Consider the following 25006-nt stretch of genomic DNA (forward strand, 5'->3'; position numbering starts at 1 on the left):
AAGACAATTTTTCTCGGACGGGGGACGAAAGGGCCGGATCAGGCCGGCCCTTTGGGCCTCACCAGTCCATGACGACCTTTCCGGAATTTCCGGAGCGCATCGCTTCGAAGCCGTCGCGGAATTCGTCGATTTTGATGCGGTGGGTGATGACCGGGGCAAGGTCGAGGCCGCCTTGCACGAAGGCGATCATCTTGTACCAGGTCTCGAACATCTCGCGGCCGTAGATGCCCTTGAGGTTGAGCATCTTGAAGATGACCTTGTTCCAGTCGATCTCGAAGCCGGCCGGTGCAATGCCGAGGATGGCGATCTTGCCGCCGTTGTTCATCTTGTCGATCATGTCGCGGAAGGCGGGTGCCGCCCCCGACATTTCGAGCCCGACGTCAAAACCTTCGGTCATGCCGATCGCCTTCATCACATCGGCAAGGTTCTCCTTCGACGCATCGACGACGTGGTCGATGCCGACGCTCTTTGCGAGTGCCAGCCGCGTCGGGTTGATGTCGGTGATCACAACCTTGCGCGCGCCCGAGCGCTTGGCGACCATCGCCCCCATGATGCCGATCGGGCCGGCACCGGTCACAAGCACGTCCTCGCCGACGAGATCGAAGGAAAGAGCGGTGTGCACGGCATTGCCGAACGGATCGAAGATCGCCGCGACCTCGTCCGGCACATCCTCGGGGATCGGCACGACGTTATATTCCGGCAGGCAGACGAACTCGCCGAACGAGCCCGGCCGGTTGACGCCGACGCCGAGCGTGTTGCGGCAGAGGTGCCCGCGCCCGGCGCGGCAGTTGCGGCATTTGCCGCAGACGATGTGGCCCTCGCCCGAGACCCGTTCGCCGACATGGTACTTGGTGACGGCAGATCCCACCTCGGCGATCTCGCCCATGAACTCGTGACCGACGACCATCGGCACCGGAATGGTCTTCTGCGCCCACTGGTCCCAGTTCCAGATGTGCACGTCGGTGCCGCAGATCGCCGATTTCTTGACCTTGATCAGCACGTCGTTCGGGCCGATTTCCGGCACCGGCACGCGTTCCATCCACAAGCCCACTTCGGCCTTCGACTTCACCAGCGCCTTCATCATGTTCGTCATTTGACTGCCTCCAAAATCATCTGCCGTTTCGGCGCTGCGCGTTGAGGGAAGCCCCTCATCCGGCTGCCGCCACCTTCTCCCCGCGCGCGGGGAGAAGGGATATGCCGCACCCTCACCACTCCTCTTTCAGGACTGCGCTTCCGCCAAGCCCTCCAAGGCCTCCGGCGGGCACGTCCCCTCTCCCCGCCTGCGGGGAGAGGGTTAGGGTGAGGGGCTTCTTTCAGATCGAGCGAACTCTTTCCCTCAGATCACGCCCAACTCGCGACCGACCTCTTCGAAGGCGGCAATCGCCCGCCGGACGTCCGCTTCGCTGTGGGCCGCCGACATCTGCGTGCGAATGCGCGCCTGGCCCTTCGGCACCACCGGGAAGGAGAAGCCGATGACGTAGACGCCCTTCTTCAGCATGCGTGCCGCCATCTCCTGGGCAAGGGCGGCGTCGCCGAGCATGACCGGGATGATCGGATGCCCTTCGCCGGCGAGCGTGAAGCCAAGCTTCGACATCTCGGTGCGGAAGAGGCTGGCATTGGCATAGAGCCGTTCGCGAAGCGCATCGCCGTTGTCGATCAGGTCGAACACTTTCAGCGAGGCCGCGGCAATCACCGGCGCCAGCGTGTTGGAGAAGAGATAGGGACGCGAGCGCTGGCGCAGCCAGTCGACCACCTCCGCCTTGGCCGAGGTGTAGCCACCGGAGGCACCGCCAAGCGCCTTGCCGAGCGTGCCGGTGATGATGTCGATCCGGCCTTCGACGCCGCAATGCTCGGCCGAGCCACGACCGTTCTTCCCGACGAAGCCGACCGCATGGCTGTCGTCGACCATGACCATGGCGCCGTACTTGTCGGCGAGATCGCAGACGCCTCCGAGATTGGCGATGATGCCATCCATCGAGAAGACGCCGTCGGTGGCGATCAGCTTGAAGCGGCTGCCCTCCGCCTTCTTCAGTTCCTCTTCAAGGGCTGCCATGTCGTTGTTGGCATAACGGAAGCGCTTGGCCTTCGACAGCCGCACGCCGTCGATGATCGAGGCATGGTTGAGCGCGTCGGAGATGATCGCGTCCTCTTCGCCCAAGAGCGTTTCGAACAGGCCGCCATTGGCGTCGAAACACGACGAATAGAGGATCGTGTCTTCCAGGCCGAGGAACGACGAAATCCGGGCCTCGAGTGCTTTATGCTCCTCCTGCGTGCCGCAGATGAAGCGCACCGAGGCCATGCCGTAGCCGTAGCGGTCGAGCGCCTGCTTGCCGGCCTCGGCCAGCTCCTCGTTGTCGGCAAGGCCGAGATAGTTGTTGGCGCAGAAGTTGAGCACCCGCTCGCCCGAGGCGACCTTGATCTCACCCGCCTGCTTCGAGGTGATCACACGCTCCGACTTGTACAACCCGGCCGTCTTCAGGCCCTCGAGTTCGCTGCGGAGATGGGACAGGAAGCGGTCGCTCATTCAGGCACGCCCCTCGGCTCGATCGACAGCGGCAACGGGCGGAAAGCCGGTGCGGCAGAGCGCATCGAGACCTTCAAGATCCAATTGCTCGAGACCCAGCTCCGGAAGGAGGTCGTTCTCGCCTTCGAAGTCCCGGCCGTACATGGCCGAAAAGATGCGGATTCCCGCCTCGTGCAGGTCCGCCGGGCATCCGGCGAGACGCGCGAGCTGCGCCGTGACCACCAGGCCGAATGGGACGTCCTCCGTCACGTAACGGCTATCGGCCGTAGCAGGGCCCGTGCCGTTGTTTCCGGCCTGGTACATTTCCTGGTTCATCTGCGAGATGGTGCTGACCGGCACATGGAACGACAGGTGGAAATGTTGGAAGATGTCACGCACCTTCAGCTGCAACCTCTCAGCGACGGCCAAACGCTCACGGTCGAGCGTCTCCAATAGGCGACCGATGTTGGGCGTGACGTTCTGGGCCTGCACCCAGCTTTCGCCACGCTCCATGCGCGACATGTTGCCGAGCGCGATGCCGAGGTGGTTTTGCGGGTTGAGGTTCGAAAGCGCGATCGCCAGCAGGCTGCCACGATCGACGAAATGTTCGCCGAAAAGCGCCGTGCAGACCGCGTGCCCGCGCGCACTCTCCGATGCCGGAACCGTCGCCAGATCGACCTGCTTGCGGATGGTGTTGACATGCGCCAGCGCCGGGCCGAGCTTCCGGCCGCTGACGATCGTCGTGCCCCAAGCAACGATCGGCAAGGTGATGCCGCGTGCGGCCAGCAGCGACGAGAGATAGAGCGCTCCGAACGAGGTGTGCGAGCTGAAGATCACCACCTGGCCGGCGGTCAGATGCGGCGCGATAGCGTCCAGCACGAAACGGTGGCCATAGGCCGGCAGCGCGATGAGGATCGCATCCGCATCGCTGACCAGATCTTCCGCGCTTTCGGCAACGGCCGGAAGGAAGGTGCCTTCGATGGCGCCTTCGGCAGTCAGGCTCTCTCCCGCAGTGAGCGCCTGGGTTCCGGTGCCGGACGGCGACCAGAGCGTTGCCTTGTGTCCCAGTTTTTCAAGAAGTGCAGCGGTGCCGAAGGCAATAGAGCCAGCACCTGCGATACCTACGCGCATGTCGTTTTCCACTTTCATTGATATCGGGTAGCGGGCGCAACCGGGGCGCCCGCCGTCGAGATGTTGCGGCTAAGCCGCGTTGCGGGCGGGGATGAGCGTGGTCGCTTCGGACGACCAGCCGACCCAGATGTCGTCGCGGCTGAGGCCTTCCACCTCGCTTGGATGAACGAGCGCGTTGAGCAGATGCCCCTCGCCGATCTCGACCTTGAGCGACGTGTGGTTGCCCTTGAAAACGCGCTGGCGGATGCGCCCCCGGATCCGGTTGGCGACGCCCGGTTCCTGCGCCGAACATTGGATCGCTTCCGGCCGCAGGACGACATAAATCGCATCGCCTGCCTTGGGAGACAGCGCGCCGGCCGACGCCTTGATCGTCATGCCGTTCCACCGCACCGCCGCTTCGCCGGCTTCGGTGCCGACGACATCCGACTGCAACAGATTGGTTTCGCCGAGGAAGGTCGCCACGAAGGCGGAACCGGGCCGCTTGTAGAGGCTCGCCGGATCGCCCATCTGCTCGATCCGGCCATTGTTCATGACCACGATCGTATCCGACATGGTGAGCGCCTCTTCCTGGTCGTGGGTCACGAACATGAAGGTCTTGCCAGTCTGCTCCTGGATCGCCTTGAGTTCGATCTGCATGGTCTGGCGAAGCTTGGCGTCAAGCGCCGAGAGCGGCTCGTCCAGAAGCAGAACGTCGGGATCGGGCGCCAAAGCACGCATCAGGGCGACGCGCTGGCGCTGGCCTCCCGACAGCTCGGACGGAAGGCGGCCGGCAAAATCCTGCAACTGCACGAGTTCCAGAAGCTCGGAGACGCGCCTCTGGATCTGCTTCTGGTCGACGCCCTTCAACTCCAGGCCGAAGGCGATGTTCTTTGCGACCGACATGTGCGGGAACAGCGCATAATCCTGGAACACGATGTTGACGTTGCGCCGGTTCGGCGGAACCATTGTCACGTCGCGGCCGGAGAGCAGAATGCGGCCCTCCGTCGGCGTTTCGAACCCGCCGAGCATGCGCAGCGTCGTCGACTTGCCGCAGCCGGAAGGGCCGAGCAGGGTGACGAACTTGCCGCGTTCGATGTTGAGGTTGAGATTATCGACGGCGACAAAACTGCCGAAGCTCTTGCGGACATTTTCGAACTGAACAACCGGTTGCATCAGCGGATCCTCGAACGACGTGTGAGATATTCTGCGTAGAGCCCGACCACGGCGGTCACGACCAGGACGAGCGTCGCCATGACGTTGATTTCCGGAGACATGCCGGACTGCACGCGGGCGAAGATCAGCATCGGCAGCGTCGGGCGGTAGCCGCCGAGGAAGAAGGTGCGGACGAAGTCATCGCTCGAAAGCAGCAGGCAGAAGATCATGCCGCCGAAGATGGCCGGTCCGAGGTAGGGAAGCGTGACGCGGAAGAAGGTGACGATGCTGTCGGCACCGAGATCGCGGGCGGCATCGACGAGATTGCCCGGCATCGAGCGCAGCCGCGTCAGCACCATCACCACCACGAAGGGCACGGCGTGGACGACGTGACCGAGGATGATGGCGACCGTGCCGGTCGGCAGGTCGATGGTGGTGATGAAGATGCGCAGCGAAATCGCCGAGATCATGCCCGGCACGACGGCCGGCAGGCAAGCGACGGCGAAGGCCACGTATTGAGCGGCGCCACGAAGCGACCCGATCAGCATTGCGATCCAGACGCCGATGACCGTCGCGATGGCGGTCGTCGCCGCGGCGATCATGATCGTGTAGAGGCAGGCGTCCAGGAACTGCTTGTCCTGAATGACCTTGGCATACCAGTCGATCGTCAGGTTGCCGAGCGGGAACGAAATGAAGCTTGCATCCTTGAAGCTGACCGCCACCATCAGCGACAGCGGCAGAAACAGATACAGGACAAACAGCCAGTAGAAGGACTTCAGAGCCAGTCCCGGCCAATCGTAAAACATGGCGCGCATCAGAATGTCCTTTGCTTCGAGCCGCCGACGACCCGCATGAACAGACCGACGGTGACGAGGGATGCGGCAAGCATGATCATCGCGAAGGCGGCACCGGCCGGCCAACGGCTGCTGGCGCCGTGGAAGAAGCTGCTGATCGTCTCGGAGAACATGCTGGTGGTCGGCCCGCCGAGAAGAATGGGAGCGGCGAACACGCCCATGCAGGTGAGGAAGACCAGCGAGCATCCCGACACGATGCCATCGCGCGAAAGCGGCAGGATGATGCGGCGGAAGCGCGTGAACGGCCCCGCGCCGAGATCCGCCGACGCGTCGAGCAGCGACTTCGGGATCTTCTCGATCGCCGAATAGAGCGGCAGCAGCATGTAGAGACAGACCATGTAGACCAGGCCGAAGCTGATCGAAAACGAGGTGTAGAGCATCTGGATCGGTCGCTCGGTCAGGCCGATCTCCCGCAGCAGCACGTTGACGGCACCGCGATTGGCGAGAAGCATGATGACCGAGAAGATGCGGATGATTTCACCCGCCCAGAACGGCGCCAGGAGCAGGAGCAGCGCGCGCGACCTGTTGCCGGTCGCAACCACCTTCGCCACGTAATAGGCGACCGGATAGACCACGACCAAGGTGACGGCCGTTGCGATGGAGGCATAGATGAAGCTGCGCAGCAGCGGCATCCAGTAGAGCTTTTCACTGAAGAAGAGCGCGTAATTGTCGAACGTGAATTCGGCCTCCACTCCCGGCTGCGGCGGATAGCTGGAGAGCAGGCTGATGCGCAGCATTTCGTAGATGGGGCCGATGTGCATCATCAGCATCCAGACGACCGGCACGCCGGCCAGAAGCAGGATGCGCCCATATCGCCATTCGGCAACGGCGCCCAGGGTGTAGCGATAGAGCGGTGAGTTGATCACCCTCGCGACACCGGTCGAGTATTTCATGTGCGCGGCGCGGACGGGGATACCGCCACCTGCCGCATGTGTTCCCACGGCCATTGTTTTATCCCAAAGCTTGTCCGCGACCCGACGGGTTGGCAGGACATGCGTCACCGTTCCGACCCCGCCGCCACGGCGAGGTCAGTCAGTCAGTCGTCACGATGCGATTGCTCAGGCGGCCTTCAGTTCCGCGACGGCGCGATCGATAATCTCGTTCTTCATCGAGCGATTGAGCGAGCTGAAGAAGGTGACACGCTCGAGCTCTTCCTGCGGCAGCGTCGATGCCAGCCGCTCCCTGTCGTCGAGCAGCTTGTCGACGCCGGAGATCGTCGAGCTGAAGCCGGAGGTGCGGGTCATCGCGGCGCCGACCTCGGGATTGGCGAGGATCGCGTCGAACAGCTTGTAGGCGTTCTCGGCATTGGGCGCGTTGTTGACGATGTTCAGCGTGTAGCAGAACCCGTAGGTGCCTTCCTTCGGAACGGAGAGCTTGACCGGCACGCCGTCCATGATCAACTTGGCGGCAGGACCCGACCAGGCCTGCGCCAGGTGGATGTCCTCGTTGATGAACATCTGCTGCACTTCGCTGGCCGCATCGTAGTACTTGCGAACCATATGCTTGTGCTTGATCAGGTGGTCGCGCGCTTCGCTGGCGGCCTTCTGGGCCGCCTCGACCTTGTCGGTGTAGGTGACGAAGTCGCCGTCATGGCCGAGATACTTCATGGTGATCGACATGAAATCGCCGGCCATGTAAGCGGTCAGGCCCTCGTACTTCTCGTCGAACATGATGCCCCAGCTGTCGGCTTCCGGCACGTAGTCGGTGTTGCGAACGAGGCCTTCGTAGCCGGCAAGGATCGGCAATCCCCAGAGGTTGCCCTCATAGCGCGCCCAGGCGGCGTCCTGATAGGCGGGGTTGAGGTTCGACCAGTTGCGCAGCTTTGCCGTATCCAGCGCCTGCACCAGCTTCGAGCCGATGAACTGCCCGTAGCGGTGGCCCGCGACGGTCACGATATCGGTCGTCGGGTTGGCACCTTCCGCCGTCAGGAGGTTGTACTGCTTGCCCTGGTCGTCGGTCAGGCGGATGCGCACCTCGATGCCGCTATCCTTCTGGAACTGCTCGATGAAATCCTGCGGCAGGAACTTGTCATAGGTGGTGATGTTGAGAACCGAGCTCTGCGCATGCGCCGACCGGATGATGTAAGGCGCGGTGAGCATCGTAGCGCCCCCTGCCCCCAACAGCTTGAGCGCGCTCCTGCGATTGATTTTCTGCCCGATAATCATTGTTCCTCCTCTCGCCTCCCAGCGTGACCTGATGGCGTCAGTGCGCCGCATGAGCGCTATCCTGATCCCGTCGCCAATCGCGCAACCGGATCGACCCGACTGCAGCCTGCCTAGAGATAAGCGCAGCAAATTTGACCCGTCTAATTGTTTTTGAGTCTGCGTCCATTCCAAAAGGTTATAGGCTAGGATTTGCGCCGGGACGGCGAATGGCGATATTTTGCAGGGGCCCCTGGCGGACGCATTGTCAACCTGCGCGCGCAAAGCTAGGTTGGAGCCAATTCGGACCTGCATGAAGTTATGAAATGAAGCGCGCACCGAACCTACGACAAATCGAGGCTCTCAAGGCCGTCATCGAATGCGGCACGGTCAGCCGTGCCGCGGAAGTCCTGCACATCTCGCAACCCGCTGTGAGCAAACTTCTGGCGCATCTGGAAGAAGATACGGAGCTTGAACTCTTCGAGCGCATCAAGGGGCGGCTCATTCCTTCGGAGCATGGGATGCGGCTCTACAAGGAGATCGATCGCGTCTTCGCCGGCATCAAGCAGATCGAGCGCGCCGTCGACCTGATCCGGCGCGAGGAACTGGGGCAGATCTCGGTCGGCGTGATGCCGGCGCTCTCAGGCCTCTTCATCAGCCACACCAACAAGCGTTTCCTTGCCGGGCACGGCGACGCCTATATCTCGGTGGTGATCCGCAGCTCGCAGTTCATCGTCGAATGGCTGCTATCCAAGCAGGTCGATATCGGCCTCATCAATCGCAACACGGACAACCCCTATATCGAGTGCGTTCCGTTGCGCGGCGGAGACCTCGTCTGCATTGCGCCGAGCGATCATCGCTTCGCTGCGAGACAGGAGATCGTGCCCGCCGACATCCACGGCGAGCCCTATATCGGCTTTGCCGCCGACAACCGCATCCGGCAGAAGATCGAAAGCACGCTCGATGTCTATGGCACGCGGTTGAACTACATCATGGATGCGACCCTTGCGCCGGCGGTCTGCGAAATGGTCGCCAACGGACTGGGGATCGCCATCGTCGATCCGGTGTTCGCCTTTGGCCAGCGCGACCGGCTGACAATCAAGCCGTTCCTGCCCAGCATCCCATCGGATCTCAGCCTCTGCTGGTTGCGCGACACGCGGAACCGTCATCTGGTCGATGCCTATGTCGAGGCAACCCGCGCGACGGTCCACGACATGCGACAAGCAATGGAGACGGTCTGAGGTCGCGTGTGGCGGCCCGCGGGATTTCGCGGCTTTACAAGCCTCGATCAGAAACCGAGATTACGGGCCCGACAGAACTGGTGATCCATGCCGACCACTCCCCTCCGTGTTGACGCATTTTCCGAAGCGCATGTTCCCGAGATGCTCGACTGGTTTTCGAGCCTGGAGGCGCTGGTCCAATGGGGCGGCCCCGGCCTCTCCTTTCCCCTGGAAGCAGCACAGCTCGAAGCGATGCTCGCCGGGACCGAAGGCGCCGAAGCCGAGCGCCTGATGTTTGCGGGGATCGTCGACGGCAAGCTCGCCGGTCATGCGCAGGTGGCACTCGACTGGGCAAACGGAGTCGGCCGCCTCGCCCGTGTTGCCATCAATCCGCGCATGCGCGGCCAGGGCCTCGCCCAGCCTTTCCTCAGCGAAGTGACCCGCCGCTTTTTCGCCGACCCCGCCTTCGAGCGGCTGGAGCTCAACGTCTACACGTTCAACGAGGCGGCGATCCGCACCTACCGCAGCCTCGGCTTTTGCGAGGAAGGCGTCAGACGCTCCTCCGCGAAGGTCGGCGATGCCAGGTGGGACACCGCAATCTACGGCCTGCTCAGAGGGGAATGGGTCGAGCGCGCCGCCGCTCAGTAGGGCAAGCCGACATAGTTCTCCGCCAGCGCCGTCTCGGCCGCCACCGAATGGGTGAGGTAGTCGAGTTCGGCTTCCTGGATGCGCTGGTCGAAATCGCCGGTATCCGGAAAGCGATGCAGCATCGTGGTCATCCACCATGAGAAGCGCACGGCCTTCCAGACGCGCGCCAGCGCCCGCGCCGAATAGGCGTCGATGCCGGCATTCGAACGGTCTTGGTAGTGTTCGAGCAGCCCCTCGAAAAGATAATGCACGTCGCTGGCGGCTAGGTTCAGGCCCTTCGCGCCCGTTGGCGGCACGATATGGGCGGCATCTCCGACCAGGAAAAGGCGGCCGAAACGCATCGGCTCGGCAACGAAGGAGCGCAGCGGCGCGATCGACTTTTCGAAGGACGGCCCCGTCACCATTGCTTCGGCATGATGCGATGGCAGCCGCCGGCGAAGTTCGTCCCAGAAGCGCGTGTCGGACCAATCCTCGATCTTTTCGCTCACCGCGCACTGGATGTAGTAGCGGCTGCGCGTCGTCGAACGCATCGAGCAAAGCGCGAAACCGCGCGGATGGTTGGCGTAGATCAGTTCGTGATCGACCGGCGGCACGTCGGCGAGAATGCCCAGCCAACCGAAGGGATAGACCTTCTCGAAGGTCTTGAGCGCCTTTTCCGGTACCGACTTGCGGCTGATCCCGTGAAAGCCGTCGCAACCGGCGATGAAGTCGAAATCGATGCGCTGGGCCGTACCATCCTTCTCGAAGGTCACGTAGGGCTGGTGGCCATCGAAGTCATGCGGTTCGACATTGGCCGCCTCGTAGATCGTGACGGCCCCTGAACGCTCGCGATGCTCCATCAGGTCGCGAGTCAGTTCCGTCTGGCCATAGACCATCACGCGTTTGCCGCCGGTCAGATGCTTGAGATCGATACGATGGTCGCGACCGTCGAAGGCGAGCGAGAAGCCGTCATGCGGCAGCCCTTCCTTGTGCATACGTGCGCCGGTTCGGGCGCGATCCATCAGGCCGACAGTGCCTTCCTCCAGCACGCCGGCGCGCACGCGACCGAGGATGTAGTCCTTGCTGACACGATCGACGATGACGTTGTCGATGCCGGCTTCAGTCAGCAATTGCCCAAGCAGAAGACCCGACGGGCCCGACCCGATGATGACGACCTTGGTGCGCATGCTCTCCTCCGGATTTAGCGGAATTGTCTTTTGGCAAAATCTGCGCTGGGCCGGCTTCACTCTCAATGGACAAATCCGCCATGAAATTGCACAAATCGAACATGGCTTCAGGATGTGCGGCATGAAGAAGACGGTTCCGACCTACGAGCTCTACGGCGAAAAGTCTGGAGAACGGCCGGATTTCTGGCTGCATTGCGAGACGATCCCGTCACGAAGCAGTCTCTACCACTGGGAGATCGGGCTGCACCGGCATGAGAGCTTCTTTCAGATCTTGTACATTGCCGGCGGCTCCGGCGATGCCGTCTTCGGCAACGCGGTCAACATGATCGAACCGCCTGTCGTCATCACCGTTCCGCCGGCGCTGAGCCACGGCTTCCGCTTCTCACGTGACATCGACGGCTTCGTCTTCACCATCCTCGCTTCACATTTGAAGACGACGCCGGGCGAGCGCAGCCGCCTTGGCGCCTGGCTCGCCGCCCCGCATCTGATCCGGCTCGGCGGTGGCGAGAATGCGGCCTACATCGCCGCAACGCTCACGCGCCTCGCCAGGGAATGGGAAAGCAACCGCAGCAACCGCGCCGATCTTCTCGACGCCTATCTGACCGCTGCCCTGACGCTGACGGCACGTCTCGACGCGACGAGCGACGAGCGGGATGACCGCAGCGAGAGTGAAAACGAACGGCGGGTCCAGCGCTTCCAGGCGCTTTTGCAGCAGCACCATCGCGCCCATTGGCCGGCCGCCGCCTATGCCCGCGAACTCGGTCTGTCGCTCACCCATCTCAACCGGATCACGCGCGCAGTCGCTGGGCTCAGCGCGCACGAAATGATTTCGCGAAAGCTCGTCGGAGAGGCTAGACGCGAACTCGTCTTCACCCGCGCCAGCGTGCAGGAAATCAGCTTCCGCCTCGGCTTTGCCGATCCCGCCTATTTTTCCCGTTTCTTCCTACGCCAGACGGGCATGACGCCGCGGGCATGGCGGCTCGCCGAGCGCGACAGGCTCGGCGCTTAGCAACGCAAAGTGTCAGGGGGCTGTGGTCCAATCCTCGACGCGCAGGCCGGGCACGCGATCGAACTCCCGGCGGTTGTTGGTCACCAGGATCAAACCTTGGGAGCGTGCATGACCAGCGATCAACTGATCGTAAGGCCCTATCGGAGTTCCGCTGCGGGCGAGTTCGGCACGCAACTGTCCCGTATGGGTCGCTGCCCCTTGATCATAGTTGAGGACTTCAAGACGGGCGGAAAAGCCTTCAATGACCGAAAGGTTGCGCTCGGGCATGGCGGATCTTTCCGCGCCATAGATCAGCTCCATCAGGCTGATCGAGCTGATGCACAATTGTCCGTGATGCCTGTTAAACGCCTCGCGAACCTGTTGCGGCCGGTTCTTGACCGTGTAGATGCAAATGTTCGTGTCGAGCATGTATTTCAGCATCAGAGTGACTCGCGCTCCTGGGCCTCCGGCTGCTCTCTCTCCACCATGAAATCGGCTGTTATGGGCTCGCCATCGAACCAGCTGTCCCAGGCTTCGCCAGCGGGCGTAATGATCCGCGTTCGCCCGACCGCGACGATATCGACGCGTTTGACATCCTCCGGAAGCGCCACGGCCTTTGGCAGGCGGATCGCCTGACTGCGGTTGCTGAGAAAAACTGCGCCCTGTTCCGGCATTGCCGCCTCCGGGATATACTTTGCGTATATCCAAGATGGTTTCAGCCGCAGGATATGTCAATGGGATATACGAGATCTCTCTCAGCTGTCTCCTGTTGGTCGCTTTGATCGAAGGGACCTTGGCTATATTCGACCACGACCGGCTTCCCGCCTCTCGGCAATCCAAAAAGACTTTTGCAACGACTCAAAACGGGAGCAGAATCAAGGCGGGTCCGAGGGGGACCCGGCGGAAATACGGAGGAAGACATGGCAGTACGCGATCCGTCGCCCTCGTTGTACAACGAGGATCTGGCACCGGCCGAAGAGCGCCGGTGGGGCGCTTTCAGCATCTTCAATGTTTGGACATCCGACGTGCACAGCCTGTGGGGCTATTACCTCGCAGCAAGCCTGTTCCTGCTCTGCGGCAGCTTCATAAACTTCGTCATCGCCATCGGCATCGGATCGCTGGTGATCTTCTTCCTGATGAGCCTCGTCGGCAACGCGGGCGTGCGCACCGGCGTGCCCTTCCCCGTTCTCGCCCGCGCCTCCTTCGGCACCTTCGGTGCCAACGTACCGGCACTCGTTCGCGCCGTGGTCGCCTGCTTCTGGTATGGTGCGCAGACGGCTGCGGCGTCCGGCGCCATCGTCGCCCTTCTCATTCGCAACGAAGGCATGTTGGCCTTCCACCAGAACAGCCACATGCTCGGCCATTCGACGCTTGAGGTGATCTGCTACGTCGTCGTCTGGTCGCTGCAACTGCTGATCATCCAGCGCGGCATGGAAACCGTGCGCAAGTTCCAGGATTGGGCCGGCCCGGCCGTCTGGATCATGATGCTGATCCTTGCTGTCTACCTGATCGTCAAATCGGGCACCTTCTCCTTCGGTTCGGAAATCCCGCGCGACGTTCTCATTGAAAAGACCAAGGACGCCGGCGTTCCCTGGGAACCGGGCACTTTCCCCGCACTTGCGGCGGTCGCTGCCACCTGGATCACCTATTTTGCAGCGCTCTATCTGAACTTCTGCGACTTCTCGCGCTATGCCACAGACGTGAAGACGCTGCGCAAGGGCAATCTCTGGGGTCTGCCGATCAACCTGCTCGCCTTTTGCCTGGTCGCCGGCGTGACGACGACCGCCGCCTTTGCCGTCTATGGCGAAGTGCTGCTGCATCCGGACCAGATTTCGGCGAAATTCGACAGCTGGTTTCTGGCGCTGCTTGCCGCACTCACCTTTGCGGTGGCGACCCTCGGCATCAACGTCGTCGCGAATTTCGTGTCGCCAGCCTTCGACTTCGCCAACGTCTTCCCACGACAGATCAATTTCAAGCGCGGCGGCTACATCGCAGCGCTGATCGCCCTCATCCTCTACCCCTTCGCCCCTTGGGAAACGGGGGCTGCGCATTTCGTCAACTTCATCGGTTCGACGATGGGGCCGATCTTCGGGGTGATGATGGTCGATTATTACCTCATCCGCCGCGGCCAGCTAAACGTCGAGGCGCTCTATCACGAGGATGGCGAGTTCCGCTTCCAGGGCGGCTGGCACGGCAGCGCCTTCATCGCCTTTGCGATCGGCGCTCTGTTCTCGTCGATCCTGCCGACCTTCACCACCATCCTGCCGGCCTGGTGGGGCATTTATGGCTGGTTCTTCGGCGTCGCCATCGGCGGGGCGATCTACTACGTCTTGAGGATCGGCGCCCGCAAGCCGGCCTTTGCGGCCTGACCGCTTAGCAATGCGCCCGGGCAACGTGCACCGGGCACATTGCCGCTCATGTGGCAATGTGAGCGTTGAAATAGACGGCACCGGCCTGATCGCGCGGGCGCTCGAAAGCACCGCTGACCGAAAACGTCGTTTCGATCAGGCCGCTGTCGGCGAGCGAGTCGGCCGTGCCGCAAAAGAGGGTCCGACCTTTCGCCAGCAGCACGATCCGGTCGGCGATCGCCATGGCCTGGTTGAGGTCGTGGATGGCAACCACGACCGTCACCTGCCGCTCACGGCGCAGACGGCAAAGCAACTCCAGCACCTCCACCTGATGGCCGATGTCAAGGAACGAGGTCGGCTCGTCGAGCAGCAGGATCTCCGCCTCCTGCGCCAGCGCCGCCGCAATCCAGGCCCGCTGGCGCTCACCACCCGACAGAGCCCTCAGGTCCCGGTGCGCAATATCGCGCAGATCGGCGCTGTCGAGCGCCCAATCGACCGCCTGGCGATCGGCAGTGGAAAAGCCACCGAAGGCGCCGGTATGGGCAAAGCGCCCATGCCGGACCAGTTGCTCGACGGTCATGCCCTCGGGCGAGAGCGGCGCCTGCGGCAGGAAGGAGAGCCGGCGCGCCAGCTGGCGACGCTTCCATGAGCGCACCGACCGGCCGTCGAGCGTGACGTCGCCGGCCTCCGGCACCGTCAGTCCCGCAAGCGCATGGAGTGCGGTGCTTTTGCCCGAGCCATTCGGGCCGATCAGCGCAACGATTTCGCCGCGGCCGAGCTCGAGGGCGAAGGTCGCGAGTGCGCAATGCCCGGCATAGCGTATGGTGACGTCGGCGGCTTTGAGATGCATCACGGCCTCATCGATAGCGGCGAAGAAGAACGAGCAGGAACGGCGCACCGGCAAAGGCTGTGACGACGCCGATCGGAATTTCCTCGGCGCCGCCGACAAGCCGTCCGACGAGATCGGCCCCCACGACCAGCGTCGCGCCGATGAGTGCCGTCAGCGGCAGGACCGCCGAAAAATGTCGGCCGGCCAGGAACCGTGCGAGATGCGGCACCACGAGCCCGATGAAAATCAGCGGACCGACGACGCCGACGGCACTGGCGGCAAGGACGCAGGCAACGGCAAGAACCAGCGTGAAATGCAGGCGATAATTCAGCCCGAAGGAGCGCGAGACGTCCTCCTCGAAGCGCAAGAGCGCCAGTGAACGGTGGAGGAACGGAAGCACGGCGAGAGCAGCGATCGTGAACGGCAGCAGAAAGACCACGTGCTCCCAGCCGCGGGCATAGAGGCTGCCGGCCAGCCATTGCATGACGATCTCGAACCGGGCGCTGCCCCAGCCGACGATGATGCCCATGGCAAGCGCGTGAAGAAAGGCGCCGATCGCGATGCCGCACAGCGTCACGCGCAGAGCGCTCAATCCCTTGCGCACGGCAAGCCCGTAAATCAGCGCCCCGGCCGCAAGCCCGCCGATGGCGCCGACCAGCGGCAGCCAGGCAACCGGCAGGGCGTAGAGCGTGTTGGCATCGGAGGCGACGCCATAGACGGCGACGAAGAGGAAGAGGGTCACCGCCAGCGTTGCCCCTTGGGAAATCCCCATGATGGTCGGGTCGGCCAGCGGGTTGCGCGTGACCGTCTGCAGCAGCGCGCCGGCGACCGCGAAATGCATGCCGGCGAGAATGCCGGTCAGGATGCGCGGGATCCGGATGGTCTCGATGATCAGCCGCGCGTTGTCGGTTCCGCGGCCGAGCAAAACGGCGACGACATCGGACATGGGCAGGTCCGCGACCCCGAGCAGGATCGCTGCCAGGAGAAGCGCGGGAAACAGGGCAACCAGCAGCAAGCTGTGTCGCAGCGCCGGTGCTTCCGTCGTGGTCCTCGTCATCACCGCGCGCCTCCAGCACCTGGCCGCGGCCCGCGTTGCGTCAGGTAGATGAACACCGGGCCGCCGATCAGCGCGGTAAAGATGCTGACCGGAATTTCCCGAGGTGCGGCGACCGAGCGGGCGAGTGCGTCTGCCGTCATCAACAGGCATCCGCCAAGCGCGATATTGAGGAGAAGCGCCCAGAGCGCCGAGCCAGGCCGCAACAGCCGAACGAGATGAGGAGCGGCCAGCCCGACAAAGGCAACGGGTCCTGCAACCGGCGTCACGCCGGCAACGAGGCAGATGGCGGCGACAAGCAGCAGGAGCTTCCACAGGGCGGGATTGGCGCCCATGCCGGCAGCGGCCTTGTCGCCGAGCGACAGGAGCGTGATGATGCGGTGGCAGGAAAGTGCAATGCCGAGCCCGACGACGATCCATGGCAGCATGTAGCCGACCTGCGCCCAGGATCTCCCTTGAAAGCCACCGGAAAGCCAGAACAGCACCGAGGGCGACTGTGGTCCGCCCCGGACAAGCAGGTAGGTGGTGACCGCGTTCAAGAACAGGGCAACCGTAATCCCGCCAAGTGCCAGATGCAGCGGGGAGGCCCGGCCACCCCGTGCTGCCCACAGCGTCAGCGCAGCGGCCGCCAAACCGCCGACCATACCGATGGCCGGATAGAGCGTGGAGGAGACGGCCGGGAAAAGGACGAAGGTCGCGACGATGAAGGCGACGGCGCCGGCGGTGACGCCGGTGAGGTCGGGCGCGGCCAGCGGATTGCGCGTGATCGATTGCAGCAGGTAGCCCGAGACGGCGAGCGCCGCGCCCGCGAGATAGGCGGCGATGCTTCTCGGCATGCGCAGCGTCCAGACGATGATCGAGTCGGTGCCACCTGCTGGCGACGACAGCGCCGTCAACGCCTGGGAAAGCGTCATCGGCTTTGCGCCGAAGATCAGCGCCGCCACGCTGACGATCAGCGCCGCCGCGAGCAACATTGCAAACCACAACGGCGCGCGCGCCTGTTCGCTCATGGCCGTTGCTCCGAAACGGACCCTGTTGCGGCCAGATCGGTCGTTGCCCGATGGAAGGCCCAGAAGAGGCCACTCGCGGCGGCAGCAAAGCCGAGGGCCATGCCGAGCCAGACGCCAGTGGCGCCGGGAGCGAGGTAGAAACCGATGACCCAGGCGGCCGGAGCGCCAATCAACCAATAGCTTGCAAGCGTGATCCAGAAGCCGCTCGCGGCGCGGCCGACGCCGCGAAGCACACCGATACCGATGTTCTGAGCGAAATCGGGCAGTTGGGCGAGCGCCGCGACGGACAGCAGCGCGGAAGCAGCCAGGTAGGTTGCGCCCCCGGCGCCTGCCGGCGACAAGGAAAACAGAGCCAGGATCGGCCCCGGCAACAGCAGGAATGCCAACGAGAAGATGGAGGCAACCGAGATGCCGAGCAGAAGCCCCGTTCTGCCGACCCGCCGGGCGCGTTCTCGGTCGCCGGCCGCAGAGGCTTCGCTAACCCCGACCGAAGCCGCGTGCGAAAGGCCGACCGACAGCATGAAGACGACATAGGCGACCTGGTTGACCGCCGCCTGCGCGGCGAGCGCGGCGGCACCCCAGGCACCGACCATGAGGGTGACGAGCGCCGTGAACCCGGCCTCGGATGCGTAGGATCCGGCCGTCGGGAGGCCGATCGCAAGCAGCCGCCGGATCGCTGCGACGAGCTCCCCTATCGACGAGAGACGCGAGAACGACAGCCGCCTGTGCGTGATCCAGGCAATGGCGGCGAACTGCGAGAGGTAGGCGAGCGTGCTTGCGGCTGCGACGCCCGGAACGCCGAGCCTCGGCAGGCCGAAGGCACCGAACAGCAGGCCATAGTCGAGCAGGGCATTGACCAGAATGGTCGCAAGCGTGATCGCCAGCAGGACATTCGCCTGACGCCGGCCGACGACGACCCCACGATAGGCGTAGAAGCAGAAGAGCGGGATGATGCCGGGCGCCAGGAACAGCAGATATTCCCGCGCAAGCTCAACGACGCCGGCATCCTGACCGAGCCAGCGCAGGCCGCTGCCGCCGATCATCATCAACGCAGCCGAAATCAGCCCGGCAACAACGGCAATGCTCAGTGCACCCAGCAAATGGGACAGCGCAACCTCTTCGCCTGATGCCTCGGCCACCAGATTGGAGGTGCCGACGATCAGGCCGAATCCGATAGTGCGCAGCAGGTTGAACACGGCGAGCCCGAGTGCGGCAGCCGCCAGCGCCTCGGCGCCAACCCAGCCGAGCATCAGCAGGTCGGTGGTCGAGATCGCGACCTGTGCAAGCTGTATCAGCGCCAGCGGCGTTGCCAGCTGGACGATGCGGTGCGCTTCGGAAACTGTGGGGCGGTTACGAGGCATGAGAATTTACCGGCCCCGCAAACGGAAGGGCCGGTTCACCTGTTACTGGATGGAGGCGGGGATGAACTTGCGGGCTTCCGCCTTCACGTCGATGGCTGGAAAGGCATCGGGGTAAAGCAGATGCGCTGCCTCGCGCAACACCATCTGGCGGGCGATCGGGCCATGCGCCTCGACCCAATGGTCGCCGACATAATGCACGCGTCCGTTCTTCACCGCCGAGAGCTGCTGCCAGATCGGATTGTTTTCCTGCGGGCGATCCGGGCCGTAGTCGTAGACGAAGATGACCTCCGGATCCCTCTCCAGCAGGGTTTCGAGGCTCATTTCCATGCCCCAGTTCCCCGGAACGGACGGCGTCGGGTTCTGACCGGCGATGTTGTCGCCACCAAGCGCCACCAGGATGGCCGCGGTCATGTTTTCCGAACGGAAGACCCAGGGAATGTCACCGCCCCACATTACGACGAACCGCGGATGCTTGTCCTTCGGCGCTTTCGCTGCAAAGGCATCGAGGTCGCTCTTGAAGGCAGCGTTGATCTCCTGCCCGCGTTTCGGCTGGCCGAGCATCGTCGACAGTTGCGCGATGGTGCGGTCGCTGTCGGCATAGAGTTCGAGGTCGTAGGCGAGATAGGGTGCGACCTTCTCGTACTGGGCGGCGTTGCCTTCGGTGTAGCGGCGGATCGCAACCGTGAGATCCGGCTTTGCCTCCGCGAGCAGCTCGATGTTCGGAGTGGCGCGCTGGCCGATCTGCTTGACGTTATCCAGATTGCCGCCGAGGAAATCGGGATGGCGGCCTTCCACCATGTAGGTTGTGGCAACCGGCTTCAGGCCGAGGGCGAGCGCGACATCCGCAGCGAAATAGGAAACGGAGGCGACCCGCTGTGCTTTCGCCGGAATGGTGACCGCCACACCGCGATCGTCGATCACGTTGAAGGTGACGGCGTCTTCGGCGGCGGCACCGGCCGCCTGGCCGAGAACGCAGCCAGCAAGAACAACGGCGCCGATCAGCTGCGTGCGTGCGGCTGCAAAAAGCGGGCGGGGCATGGGGGCTCCTCTTGCCATTGCGGTGTCAACGTTGCCGGAGGACGAAAGCCGACGGGCACCCGCGTCGCCGCATGGCTCGCCGCTTGCGGCAGGCACATGCCGATAACCGCGGACGGCGTCTTTGCGCCGCTGCGGGGCGCCGAACCTCAGACCAAGAAAACGCGCGATCGCCATCAACAAACCTCCCGACATCAGGCTTCCTGCCTTCCAATATGGAGGATTGTTGATATTTATGGTCAAGTTATTTGCAAGCGAAAGGTTCTCACGCCGGCATGAAAAAATCGCAAGCCAAACGGTTCAAGCTTCCGCCGCTCAGTGTGCTGCCGGCTTTCTCGGCGGCGGCGCGCACGGGCAGCCTGACGCTCGCGGCCGCCGAGATGCACCTGACGCCGGGCGCGGTCAGCCGCCAGATCAAGGCGCTCGAAGACGCACTGGGCACGCCGCTGTTTCACCGCAGCCACAACGCGATTGCGCTGACGGCCACCGGGCGCCAGTTCCTCACCCACGTGAACGGTGCGCTCGCCACGCTTGAAACGGGCGCACGCGCGGTCAGCCCCGAACGCTCGCGCCTGGTGATCCAGGCGCCGATCACCATCGCACGCCGCTGGCTGATCCCCCGGATCGGCTCCTATCGGCAGGCGCAACCGAGCGAGGATCTTGTCATCCAGTCCCTGGCGCTGGGTGCTGCCGAGCCAGCGGATATCACGATCACCTATCGCCGCTGCGGCGACAGCGACGATCACGCGCTCGCCTTTCTGGTGGACCGCACGCTCGCGGTGTGCTCGCCGCAGTTTTTTGCGCGATCCGAACGCGAGTTCGACGCCCGCGACGTGCTCGGCTTGCCGATCCTTCTCGACACCGCCGACGCCTGGTCCTGGCGGCGGTGGTGCGATGCGGCCGCGATCCCTTTCGAGCCGAAGGGCGGCAGCATCGGCTTCGACACGGACGAGGCTGCCATCGACGCCTGCATTTCCGGCCTCGGCATCGCCCAGGTCAGCCCGGCCTTCATCGAGAAGGAGCTCAGAAGCGGCCAGCTGATCGCGCTTTGCCCGTCGATTTCACCGATCGTCGGGGCGTATGAGATCGCAAGGCGCGCACCATCGGGCACACCGGACAGCTTTTCCACGTGGCTTTCGCAATGGGGCCACGCGGAACTCTAGCCGGGGATGCCGCTCTGCACGCGACGCCGTCATGAGCGTCGCTTTGGGAGGCCGAGGATTTCGCGCACGCCGTTCTTGGTGAAGGGTTGCGCCAGTTGCGCCAGGAAGCCTCGGGCGATCTGGCCTTTGATGCCGATGTCGGTCGAGGACGGACGGTCGGGGTTGTAGTACGTGCCGAACAAAAGGTCCCAGACGACGACGTTCTCGCCGTAGTTCATGTTGCCCTCGCGGAGGTCCTTCGAATGATGCCAGCGGTGCAGCCGCGGCGTGCTGAAGAGATAATCGAAGGGACCTGTGCGCATGTCGACGTTGCAATGGGTGAGAATGCCCATGAAGGCCGTGACCGCGCCGAGCCACCAGAAAACGTGCAGGGGAGCGCCGAGGCAATAGAGTGGGATCTGGCTCATGGCGATCTTGAACAGCGAATCGGCCACGTGGAAGCGGCCGGTATTGATGACCCAGAGACGAACCACGCTGTGATGCAGCGCGTGGAACCGCCAGAAGAACAGCTTCTCGTGGGCGATCCGATGCGACCAATAGAGGCCGAATTCGGCGACGACCACCGCAAGCGCCACCTGAAGCACCATCGGCCAATCCGATGGCCAGAGACCAAACTTGAGCGCTGCGAGCGGCTGCAGGATATTGGCGGCATACATGGGGAAGACGGCGGCGATCAGGCCAGCCGCCTGCAGCAGGCCCTTCGTCGCCAGCGTGTGGCCAATGTCGTTCACCGTTTCGCCGTCCGACTGAAGCCAGCCCCGCTCGTAGGGAATGTAGCGTTCGAGAAGAAACAGGATGAAGACGGCGGCCGCATAGACCGCCACAAATCCGACCATCGGCTTTGCGCTCGCGAACGCGTAGTACGCGCCGAGCAGCCCGCCGAAAAACACCAGCGGCCAGGACAGATACCCAAGCACTAATCTGAAACCCTGTCCAAGCTTCGACACGGTGTCTCTGCGCTCTGCCTTCATCAACGACGCTCCATCCATTCAAGCAGTTCCCGGCATGTGCGCGGCCGGCCGTCGCTGACGCGCCCGTCGCTACATGCATCCAGGCGATGGTCCTCTTCGGACCAGCCGCCTCTTCCATGCCGGTACATGCGCCTGATCTCGGCGCAGGTTCGCGGCGTTCCATCACTTAACCGACCATCACGACAGGGATCGTACAAAGGCTGCACGGTCCGATACGGATTGTCCGCAATCCACATTCCCTTTTCTTCGGCATGACTTGGGCTCGCGCTGAAAAGGATCAACCACATCGGTAAAATGGCCAGGCGCATCGACAACGTCCTTTGTTGAAACGTTGCGCGAGCTTTGCGGGGAGTGGATTGCACCAGCATTGCAGGAGACGGGAAGATGCAATCAGTCGCCTGTGGATGCAACCGCTCATTGACGATGAAAAGAGAATCATTCATTCTCTTTTCATCGTCAATGGAAGCTGGACCGATGCGTGCTCCCAATCTCGAACTCTCGCAACTGGAATCGGACGACTTTTCCGCGCTGGACGTGACCGAACAAGCCCGTCTCGTCTCGACGGGTGAAGCCTCGCCGCTCGAACTCGTCGAAGCCGCCATCCGGCGCATCGAGAGGCGCGAGCCGCACGTCAACGCGCTTGCATCCACGGATTTCGACCACGCGCGCAAGTGCGCCGGCGCTTTTCGTCCGCAAGCGAACATGCCGTTTGCAGGCGTGCCGACCCTGCTCAAGGACCTGCTTGCCTATCCCGGCCACCCGGCCGGCTTCGGCTCGCGCCTCTTCAAGGGACAGCCCGCACAAGCCGGATCGGATTACACGGACGCTCTCGACAAGGCCGGTCTGATCGTTCTTGGCAAGACGACGACATCGGAGTTCGGCCTGCTCGGCACCACCGAGACCCTCGCCCATGGCGCAACCCACAATCCGTGGAATTTCGCTCTTTCGACCGGCGGCTCGTCCGGCGGCGCGGTGGCGGCCGTTGCCTCGGGCATGGTGCCGATCGCCCACGCCTCCGACGGCGGCGGCTCGATCCGTGGCCCCTCCTCCTTCTGCGGGCTATTCGGTTTCAAGCCGAGCCGCGACCGCACGGTGAATGCCGGCCTGCCGCCGGCGATGCCGACGGCGCGGCTGATCAGCGACCATTGTGTCAGCCGCTCCGTGCGCGACAGCGCCGCTTGGTTGGCGGCTACCGAACGGCCGGACTTGACCCAACCATTGCCTGCGATCGACGACATGCGCCGTGGCCCGCAGAGGCAGCTGCGCATCGGCATTTATCGCCACGATGTCTTTGGGCGCGGCGTGTCCGAAGTGGTCGAGGCCGCACTCAACGCGGCGATCACGCTGTGTGCGGCCTTGGGGCACGAGGTCGTCGAATGCACTGGCCCCGACGTCAACGCGCAGGAAACCAGCCGCGCCTTCTTCAACTTGACCGGAATCGTTCTTTCCGGCCTGTTCGACCAGATCGCAGCCGCCATGGGTGGCGCCTTCGATGAGACCTTGTTCGAGCCCTACACGGTCGAGCTCGTGCGCCGGGCCCGGCGGCTGCCGGAGACGTCAATCACGGAGGCGATCGGCGCAACGCTGAGGGCCGAGGCGAGCGCAAATCAGGCGATCTCTGGCTATGACGTGCTGCTTTCGCCCACCGTCCCCTTCACGGCCTTTCCGCTGGGGACGCGAGGCCCAACCGAGGATCCGGACCAGCTCATCGCCTTTACCGAACGCCTCGCCGGCTTCACCAACGTGGCCTCCTTTGCCGGATGGCCCGCCATGTCGGTGCCGCTTTTCTGGTCGCCCTCGGGGCTGCCGGTCGGCTGCCATTTCGCGGCGGCAGCCGGCGAGGACGCGCTGCTCTTGTCGCTTGCCTTCCAGCTGGAAGAGGCGGCCCCGTGGCAAGCAAGGCTCGTCGAGCTTGCAGGAAGGCTCGCATGCCCCAGCGCCTGAAGCAGGAAGTGCGTGAGCGGCTGCTTGCGGCTGCGGCTGCGGTGTTTGCCGAGCAAGGCTTCGAAAGGGCCCGGCTCGCCGACGTGGCGGAACGGGCGGGCACCAGCTCGAGCAACATCTACAAATACGTCGCCGACAAGGAAGCGTTGTTTTACGAGATCGTGACACCGGCGCTTGCCGGGCGATTGTTGCGCCTGCTGCGCGCCCGCGTTCGGGAACTGCGATCAGTTGGCATCTGGCTGGAGGCCGATGCTTCCGGATCCGAGCATGCCCGGGCACTGCTATCCTTCTGGATCGAACAGCGCCTCGCGGTGCTGATCCTGCTTCGCGGCGCGGATGGCACGCGCTACGCCCATGTCCGCAAGCTGATGATCCGGGAGATGGTGCGACTGGCTTCCGGCTACCTGACCGACAAGGGCGGCGAGCAAGCCCTGACGCCGCTGATGGGCTTCATGCTCGAGCGAACCTTCACCCGAACGCTGGACACCATCGCCGATACGCTCAGTGAATACCGTGACGCTCCCTCCATCCAGCAGGCCATAGCGCTCTTCTGGCGCTACCAGCTTGCGGGACTGCAGTCGCTTCTGGACCCGGACGCGCCGGGCGGCGGTCGTCAGGCCTTCGCCGGCCCCGATCAATCGTCCGAATAGCGCTCCTCGCGCCACGGGTCGCCACGCATGTGGTAGCCGTTACGCTCCCAGAATCCGGGCATGTCACCTTCGCGAAAGTCGATGCGCGTCAGCCACTTGGCACTCTTCCACAAATAGAGATGCGGAACGACGAGCCGCATCGGTCCGCCATGGGTACGGCCGATCGGCTGGCCCTCCCAGTCGGTCGCAAGGATCGCGTCTTCGGAGGCGAAGTCCGCAAGCGGCATGTTCGTGGAGTAGCCGTCATAGCTCGTCAGCATGACGTGGCTCGCCTCGGGTTTCGGCATCACCTGGTCGAGCAGATCGCGTGTGGCCACGCCCTGCCAGCGGTTGTCGTAGCGAGACCAGGTCGTCACGCAATGCATGTCGGAGAGCCGGTCGCTTTGCGGCAAGGCCTTGAACGCGGCCCAATCGAGCGACAATGGGTGTTCGATGTGGCCGGTGATATCGAGCCGCCAGCTTTCCGTCCGGATCATCGGCTGCTGGCCGAGGTCGAGCACCGGCCAGTCTTTGACCAGATGTTGCCCAGGCGGAAGGCGCTCGTCCTCGGGGCGCACGATCCGCCCCGTCAGGAATTTGCCGTCGGCGGCCCAGCGCCGCTTCGTCGTCGTAAGCTTGGTTTCCGGCGGCTGCGTATCGTCAGTCATGATGGTCCACTCCCAGCCCGAATTCACACCCCAGGCGAGATAGAAAGCGCGGCGTCGCGGAACGTCAAGCGCGAACGCACGGCGTCCCTGGCTCGGCACCATGCGTACTGCACCTTTGTATGTCCTTCAGCAGCGGCAGATAGCGCTTGGCCTGCTCCGTCGTGGCGGCGTGCGGAGCGGGCGAAGCTTGGACGCGTGGGCTCCGGCATGCC

At 63.6% G+C, this 25006-nt stretch carries 25 protein-coding genes; 7 read left to right on the forward strand and 18 right to left on the reverse strand.

Annotated elements, in window-relative coordinates:
- Nucleotides 1-58: 58 nt before the first annotated feature.
- From tdh to OKW20_RS07890, 7 genes are all read right to left on the reverse strand, one after another.
- The gene (gene tdh, locus OKW20_RS07860) at nucleotides 59-1093 is read right to left on the reverse strand and encodes an L-threonine 3-dehydrogenase (protein WP_402325069.1); all 1035 of its coding nucleotides are present in this window, start codon (nucleotides 1091-1093) and stop codon (nucleotides 59-61) included.
- Between the two features lie 243 nt (nucleotides 1094-1336).
- Nucleotides 1337-2524, reverse strand: a complete 1188-nt coding sequence (locus tag OKW20_RS07865) for a glycine C-acetyltransferase (protein WP_429171319.1) — start codon at nucleotides 2522-2524, stop codon at nucleotides 1337-1339.
- Entirely contained in the window at nucleotides 2525-3634 is a 1110-nt protein-coding gene (locus OKW20_RS07870) for an NAD/NADP-dependent octopine/nopaline dehydrogenase family protein (protein WP_197067101.1), read from the reverse strand.
- Nucleotides 3635-3703: 69 nt separating this feature from the next.
- Nucleotides 3704-4786, reverse strand: a complete 1083-nt coding sequence (locus tag OKW20_RS07875; RefSeq protein WP_043612758.1) for an ABC transporter ATP-binding protein — start codon at nucleotides 4784-4786, stop codon at nucleotides 3704-3706.
- On the reverse strand, nucleotides 4786-5580 hold the full coding sequence (locus OKW20_RS07880) for an ABC transporter permease (protein ID WP_043612760.1): 795 nt from the start codon (nucleotides 5578-5580) through the stop codon (nucleotides 4786-4788). Before OKW20_RS07880 ends, OKW20_RS07875 begins: the two co-directional genes overlap by 1 nt.
- The gene (locus tag OKW20_RS07885; RefSeq protein WP_156133980.1) at nucleotides 5580-6566 is read right to left on the reverse strand and encodes an ABC transporter permease; all 987 of its coding nucleotides are present in this window, start codon (nucleotides 6564-6566) and stop codon (nucleotides 5580-5582) included. Before OKW20_RS07885 ends, OKW20_RS07880 begins: the two co-directional genes overlap by 1 nt.
- 111 nt (nucleotides 6567-6677) lie before the next feature.
- Nucleotides 6678-7718 (reverse strand): extracellular solute-binding protein, encoded by a 1041-nt coding sequence (locus tag OKW20_RS07890; protein WP_429171322.1) that lies wholly within the window; start codon nucleotides 7716-7718, stop codon nucleotides 6678-6680.
- A gap of 368 nt (nucleotides 7719-8086) precedes the next feature.
- Here OKW20_RS07890 and OKW20_RS07895 point away from each other — a divergent pair, with 368 nt between their 5' ends.
- Together OKW20_RS07895 and OKW20_RS07900 are read left to right on the forward strand one after the other, a co-directional pair.
- Nucleotides 8087-9001 carry a LysR substrate-binding domain-containing protein gene (locus OKW20_RS07895; RefSeq protein ID WP_429115892.1) on the forward strand — a complete coding sequence of 305 codons (915 nt, stop codon included), beginning with the start codon at nucleotides 8087-8089 and terminating at the stop codon, nucleotides 8999-9001.
- Between the two features lie 87 nt (nucleotides 9002-9088).
- On the forward strand, nucleotides 9089-9628 hold the full coding sequence (locus tag OKW20_RS07900) for a GNAT family N-acetyltransferase (RefSeq protein WP_429115890.1): 540 nt from the start codon (nucleotides 9089-9091) through the stop codon (nucleotides 9626-9628).
- On the opposite strand, the gene pobA is transcribed toward OKW20_RS07900, so the two are convergent.
- Nucleotides 9622-10794, reverse strand: coding sequence for a 4-hydroxybenzoate 3-monooxygenase (gene pobA / locus OKW20_RS07905; protein ID WP_429171324.1), 1173 nt, complete (start codon nucleotides 10792-10794; stop codon nucleotides 9622-9624). The two genes, OKW20_RS07900 and pobA, sit on opposite strands and share 7 nt — an antisense overlap.
- Nucleotides 10795-10915: 121 nt before the next feature.
- On the opposite strand from pobA, the gene OKW20_RS07910 reads away from it, so the two are divergent.
- Complete coding sequence (locus OKW20_RS07910; RefSeq protein WP_429115887.1) at nucleotides 10916-11803, forward strand: helix-turn-helix domain-containing protein; 888 nt, start codon at nucleotides 10916-10918, stop codon at nucleotides 11801-11803.
- Nucleotides 11804-11815: 12 nt separating this feature from the next.
- On the opposite strand, the gene vapC is transcribed toward OKW20_RS07910, so the two are convergent.
- Nucleotides 11816-12223 carry a type II toxin-antitoxin system tRNA(fMet)-specific endonuclease VapC gene (gene vapC, locus OKW20_RS07915; protein WP_043626407.1) on the reverse strand — a complete coding sequence of 136 codons (408 nt, stop codon included), beginning with the start codon at nucleotides 12221-12223 and terminating at the stop codon, nucleotides 11816-11818.
- Nucleotides 12223-12456, reverse strand: coding sequence for a type II toxin-antitoxin system VapB family antitoxin (gene vapB / locus OKW20_RS07920; RefSeq protein ID WP_043626405.1), 234 nt, complete (start codon nucleotides 12454-12456; stop codon nucleotides 12223-12225). Before vapB ends, vapC begins: the two co-directional genes overlap by 1 nt.
- A gap of 246 nt (nucleotides 12457-12702) precedes the next feature.
- Between vapB and OKW20_RS07925 the strand changes: the two genes are divergently transcribed.
- Nucleotides 12703-14151, forward strand: a complete 1449-nt coding sequence (locus tag OKW20_RS07925) for an NCS1 family nucleobase:cation symporter-1 (RefSeq protein WP_043626402.1) — start codon at nucleotides 12703-12705, stop codon at nucleotides 14149-14151.
- A gap of 46 nt (nucleotides 14152-14197) precedes the next feature.
- Here OKW20_RS07925 and OKW20_RS07930 read toward each other — a convergent pair whose 3' ends face one another.
- The 5 genes from OKW20_RS07930 to OKW20_RS07950 are packed head-to-tail and all read right to left on the reverse strand — an operon-like array spanning nucleotide 14198 to nucleotide 19422.
- Nucleotides 14198-14980 (reverse strand): ABC transporter ATP-binding protein, encoded by a 783-nt coding sequence (locus tag OKW20_RS07930; RefSeq protein ID WP_429115884.1) that lies wholly within the window; start codon nucleotides 14978-14980, stop codon nucleotides 14198-14200.
- Nucleotides 14981-14987: 7 nt separating this feature from the next.
- Entirely contained in the window at nucleotides 14988-16016 is a 1029-nt protein-coding gene (locus OKW20_RS07935; RefSeq protein WP_429115882.1) for a FecCD family ABC transporter permease, read from the reverse strand.
- Entirely contained in the window at nucleotides 16016-17023 is a 1008-nt protein-coding gene (locus tag OKW20_RS07940) for a FecCD family ABC transporter permease (protein WP_429115880.1), read from the reverse strand. Before OKW20_RS07940 ends, OKW20_RS07935 begins: the two co-directional genes overlap by 1 nt.
- Nucleotides 17020-18384: an MATE family efflux transporter gene (locus tag OKW20_RS07945; RefSeq protein WP_429171326.1), complete on the reverse strand. Its 1365-nt coding sequence runs from the start codon at nucleotides 18382-18384 to the stop codon at nucleotides 17020-17022. Before OKW20_RS07945 ends, OKW20_RS07940 begins: the two co-directional genes overlap by 4 nt.
- A gap of 42 nt (nucleotides 18385-18426) precedes the next feature.
- Nucleotides 18427-19422, reverse strand: coding sequence for an ABC transporter substrate-binding protein (locus tag OKW20_RS07950; protein ID WP_429171328.1), 996 nt, complete (start codon nucleotides 19420-19422; stop codon nucleotides 18427-18429).
- Nucleotides 19423-19694: 272 nt separating this feature from the next.
- Here OKW20_RS07950 and OKW20_RS07955 point away from each other — a divergent pair, with 272 nt between their 5' ends.
- Nucleotides 19695-20582 carry a LysR substrate-binding domain-containing protein gene (locus OKW20_RS07955; RefSeq protein ID WP_429171330.1) on the forward strand — a complete coding sequence of 296 codons (888 nt, stop codon included), beginning with the start codon at nucleotides 19695-19697 and terminating at the stop codon, nucleotides 20580-20582.
- A 29-nt stretch (nucleotides 20583-20611) separates the two neighbouring features.
- Here the strand turns inward: OKW20_RS07955 and OKW20_RS07960 are convergent, their stop codons facing one another.
- Both OKW20_RS07960 and OKW20_RS07965 read right to left on the reverse strand, forming a co-directional pair.
- Complete coding sequence (locus tag OKW20_RS07960) at nucleotides 20612-21553, reverse strand: sterol desaturase family protein (RefSeq protein WP_429171332.1); 942 nt, start codon at nucleotides 21551-21553, stop codon at nucleotides 20612-20614.
- Entirely contained in the window at nucleotides 21553-21996 is a 444-nt protein-coding gene (locus tag OKW20_RS07965) for a hypothetical protein (protein ID WP_429171333.1), read from the reverse strand. The genes OKW20_RS07960 and OKW20_RS07965 overlap by 1 nt, the downstream gene beginning before the upstream one ends.
- Before the next feature lie 31 nt (nucleotides 21997-22027).
- On the opposite strand from OKW20_RS07965, the gene OKW20_RS07970 reads away from it, so the two are divergent.
- On the forward strand, nucleotides 22028-23497 hold the full coding sequence (locus OKW20_RS07970) for an amidase (RefSeq protein ID WP_429171335.1): 1470 nt from the start codon (nucleotides 22028-22030) through the stop codon (nucleotides 23495-23497).
- Nucleotides 23482-24147: a TetR/AcrR family transcriptional regulator gene (locus tag OKW20_RS07975; protein ID WP_429171337.1), complete on the forward strand. Its 666-nt coding sequence runs from the start codon at nucleotides 23482-23484 to the stop codon at nucleotides 24145-24147. The genes OKW20_RS07970 and OKW20_RS07975 overlap by 16 nt, the downstream gene beginning before the upstream one ends.
- Here the strand turns inward: OKW20_RS07975 and OKW20_RS07980 are convergent.
- Complete coding sequence (locus OKW20_RS07980) at nucleotides 24132-24794, reverse strand: sulfite oxidase-like oxidoreductase (RefSeq protein ID WP_429171339.1); 663 nt, start codon at nucleotides 24792-24794, stop codon at nucleotides 24132-24134. The two genes, OKW20_RS07975 and OKW20_RS07980, sit on opposite strands and share 16 nt — an antisense overlap.
- Between the last annotated feature and the right edge of the window lie 212 nt (nucleotides 24795-25006).

The sequence above is a fragment of the Ensifer sp. LBL genome (assembly GCF_050435225.1).
Lineage (GTDB): Bacteria > Pseudomonadota > Alphaproteobacteria > Rhizobiales > Rhizobiaceae > Ensifer.

Excerpts from the sequence above, each read along its gene's own strand:
- tdh (WP_402325069.1), bottom strand. The coding sequence starts at position 1,093 with ATGACGAACATGATGAAGGCGCTGGTGAAGTCGAAGGCCGAAGTGGGC.
- OKW20_RS07865 (WP_429171319.1), bottom strand. The coding sequence starts at position 2,524 with ATGAGCGACCGCTTCCTGTCCCATCTCCGCAGCGAACTCGAGGGCCTG.
- OKW20_RS07870 (WP_197067101.1), bottom strand. The coding sequence starts at position 3,634 with ATGCGCGTAGGTATCGCAGGTGCTGGCTCTATTGCCTTCGGCACCGCT.
- OKW20_RS07875 (WP_043612758.1), bottom strand. The coding sequence starts at position 4,786 with ATGCAACCGGTTGTTCAGTTCGAAAATGTCCGCAAGAGCTTCGGCAGT.
- OKW20_RS07880 (WP_043612760.1), bottom strand. The coding sequence starts at position 5,580 with ATGCGCGCCATGTTTTACGATTGGCCGGGACTGGCTCTGAAGTCCTTC.
- OKW20_RS07885 (WP_156133980.1), bottom strand. The coding sequence starts at position 6,566 with ATGGCCGTGGGAACACATGCGGCAGGTGGCGGTATCCCCGTCCGCGCC.
- OKW20_RS07890 (WP_429171322.1), bottom strand. The coding sequence starts at position 7,718 with ATGCTCACCGCGCCTTACATCATCCGGTCGGCGCATGCGCAGAGCTCG.
- OKW20_RS07895 (WP_429115892.1), top strand. The coding sequence starts at position 8,087 with ATGAAGCGCGCACCGAACCTACGACAAATCGAGGCTCTCAAGGCCGTC.
- OKW20_RS07900 (WP_429115890.1), top strand. The coding sequence starts at position 9,089 with ATGCCGACCACTCCCCTCCGTGTTGACGCATTTTCCGAAGCGCATGTT.
- pobA (WP_429171324.1), bottom strand. The coding sequence starts at position 10,794 with ATGCGCACCAAGGTCGTCATCATCGGGTCGGGCCCGTCGGGTCTTCTG.
- OKW20_RS07910 (WP_429115887.1), top strand. The coding sequence starts at position 10,916 with ATGAAGAAGACGGTTCCGACCTACGAGCTCTACGGCGAAAAGTCTGGA.
- vapC (WP_043626407.1), bottom strand. The coding sequence starts at position 12,223 with ATGCTGAAATACATGCTCGACACGAACATTTGCATCTACACGGTCAAG.
- vapB (WP_043626405.1), bottom strand. The coding sequence starts at position 12,456 with ATGCCGGAACAGGGCGCAGTTTTTCTCAGCAACCGCAGTCAGGCGATC.
- OKW20_RS07925 (WP_043626402.1), top strand. The coding sequence starts at position 12,703 with ATGGCAGTACGCGATCCGTCGCCCTCGTTGTACAACGAGGATCTGGCA.
- OKW20_RS07930 (WP_429115884.1), bottom strand. The coding sequence starts at position 14,980 with ATGCATCTCAAAGCCGCCGACGTCACCATACGCTATGCCGGGCATTGC.
- OKW20_RS07935 (WP_429115882.1), bottom strand. The coding sequence starts at position 16,016 with ATGACGAGGACCACGACGGAAGCACCGGCGCTGCGACACAGCTTGCTG.
- OKW20_RS07940 (WP_429115880.1), bottom strand. The coding sequence starts at position 17,023 with ATGAGCGAACAGGCGCGCGCGCCGTTGTGGTTTGCAATGTTGCTCGCG.
- OKW20_RS07945 (WP_429171326.1), bottom strand. The coding sequence starts at position 18,384 with ATGCCTCGTAACCGCCCCACAGTTTCCGAAGCGCACCGCATCGTCCAG.
- OKW20_RS07950 (WP_429171328.1), bottom strand. The coding sequence starts at position 19,422 with ATGCCCCGCCCGCTTTTTGCAGCCGCACGCACGCAGCTGATCGGCGCC.
- OKW20_RS07955 (WP_429171330.1), top strand. The coding sequence starts at position 19,695 with ATGAAAAAATCGCAAGCCAAACGGTTCAAGCTTCCGCCGCTCAGTGTG.
- OKW20_RS07960 (WP_429171332.1), bottom strand. The coding sequence starts at position 21,553 with ATGAAGGCAGAGCGCAGAGACACCGTGTCGAAGCTTGGACAGGGTTTC.
- OKW20_RS07965 (WP_429171333.1), bottom strand. The coding sequence starts at position 21,996 with ATGAATGATTCTCTTTTCATCGTCAATGAGCGGTTGCATCCACAGGCG.
- OKW20_RS07970 (WP_429171335.1), top strand. The coding sequence starts at position 22,028 with ATGCGTGCTCCCAATCTCGAACTCTCGCAACTGGAATCGGACGACTTT.
- OKW20_RS07975 (WP_429171337.1), top strand. The coding sequence starts at position 23,482 with ATGCCCCAGCGCCTGAAGCAGGAAGTGCGTGAGCGGCTGCTTGCGGCT.
- OKW20_RS07980 (WP_429171339.1), bottom strand. The coding sequence starts at position 24,794 with ATGACTGACGATACGCAGCCGCCGGAAACCAAGCTTACGACGACGAAG.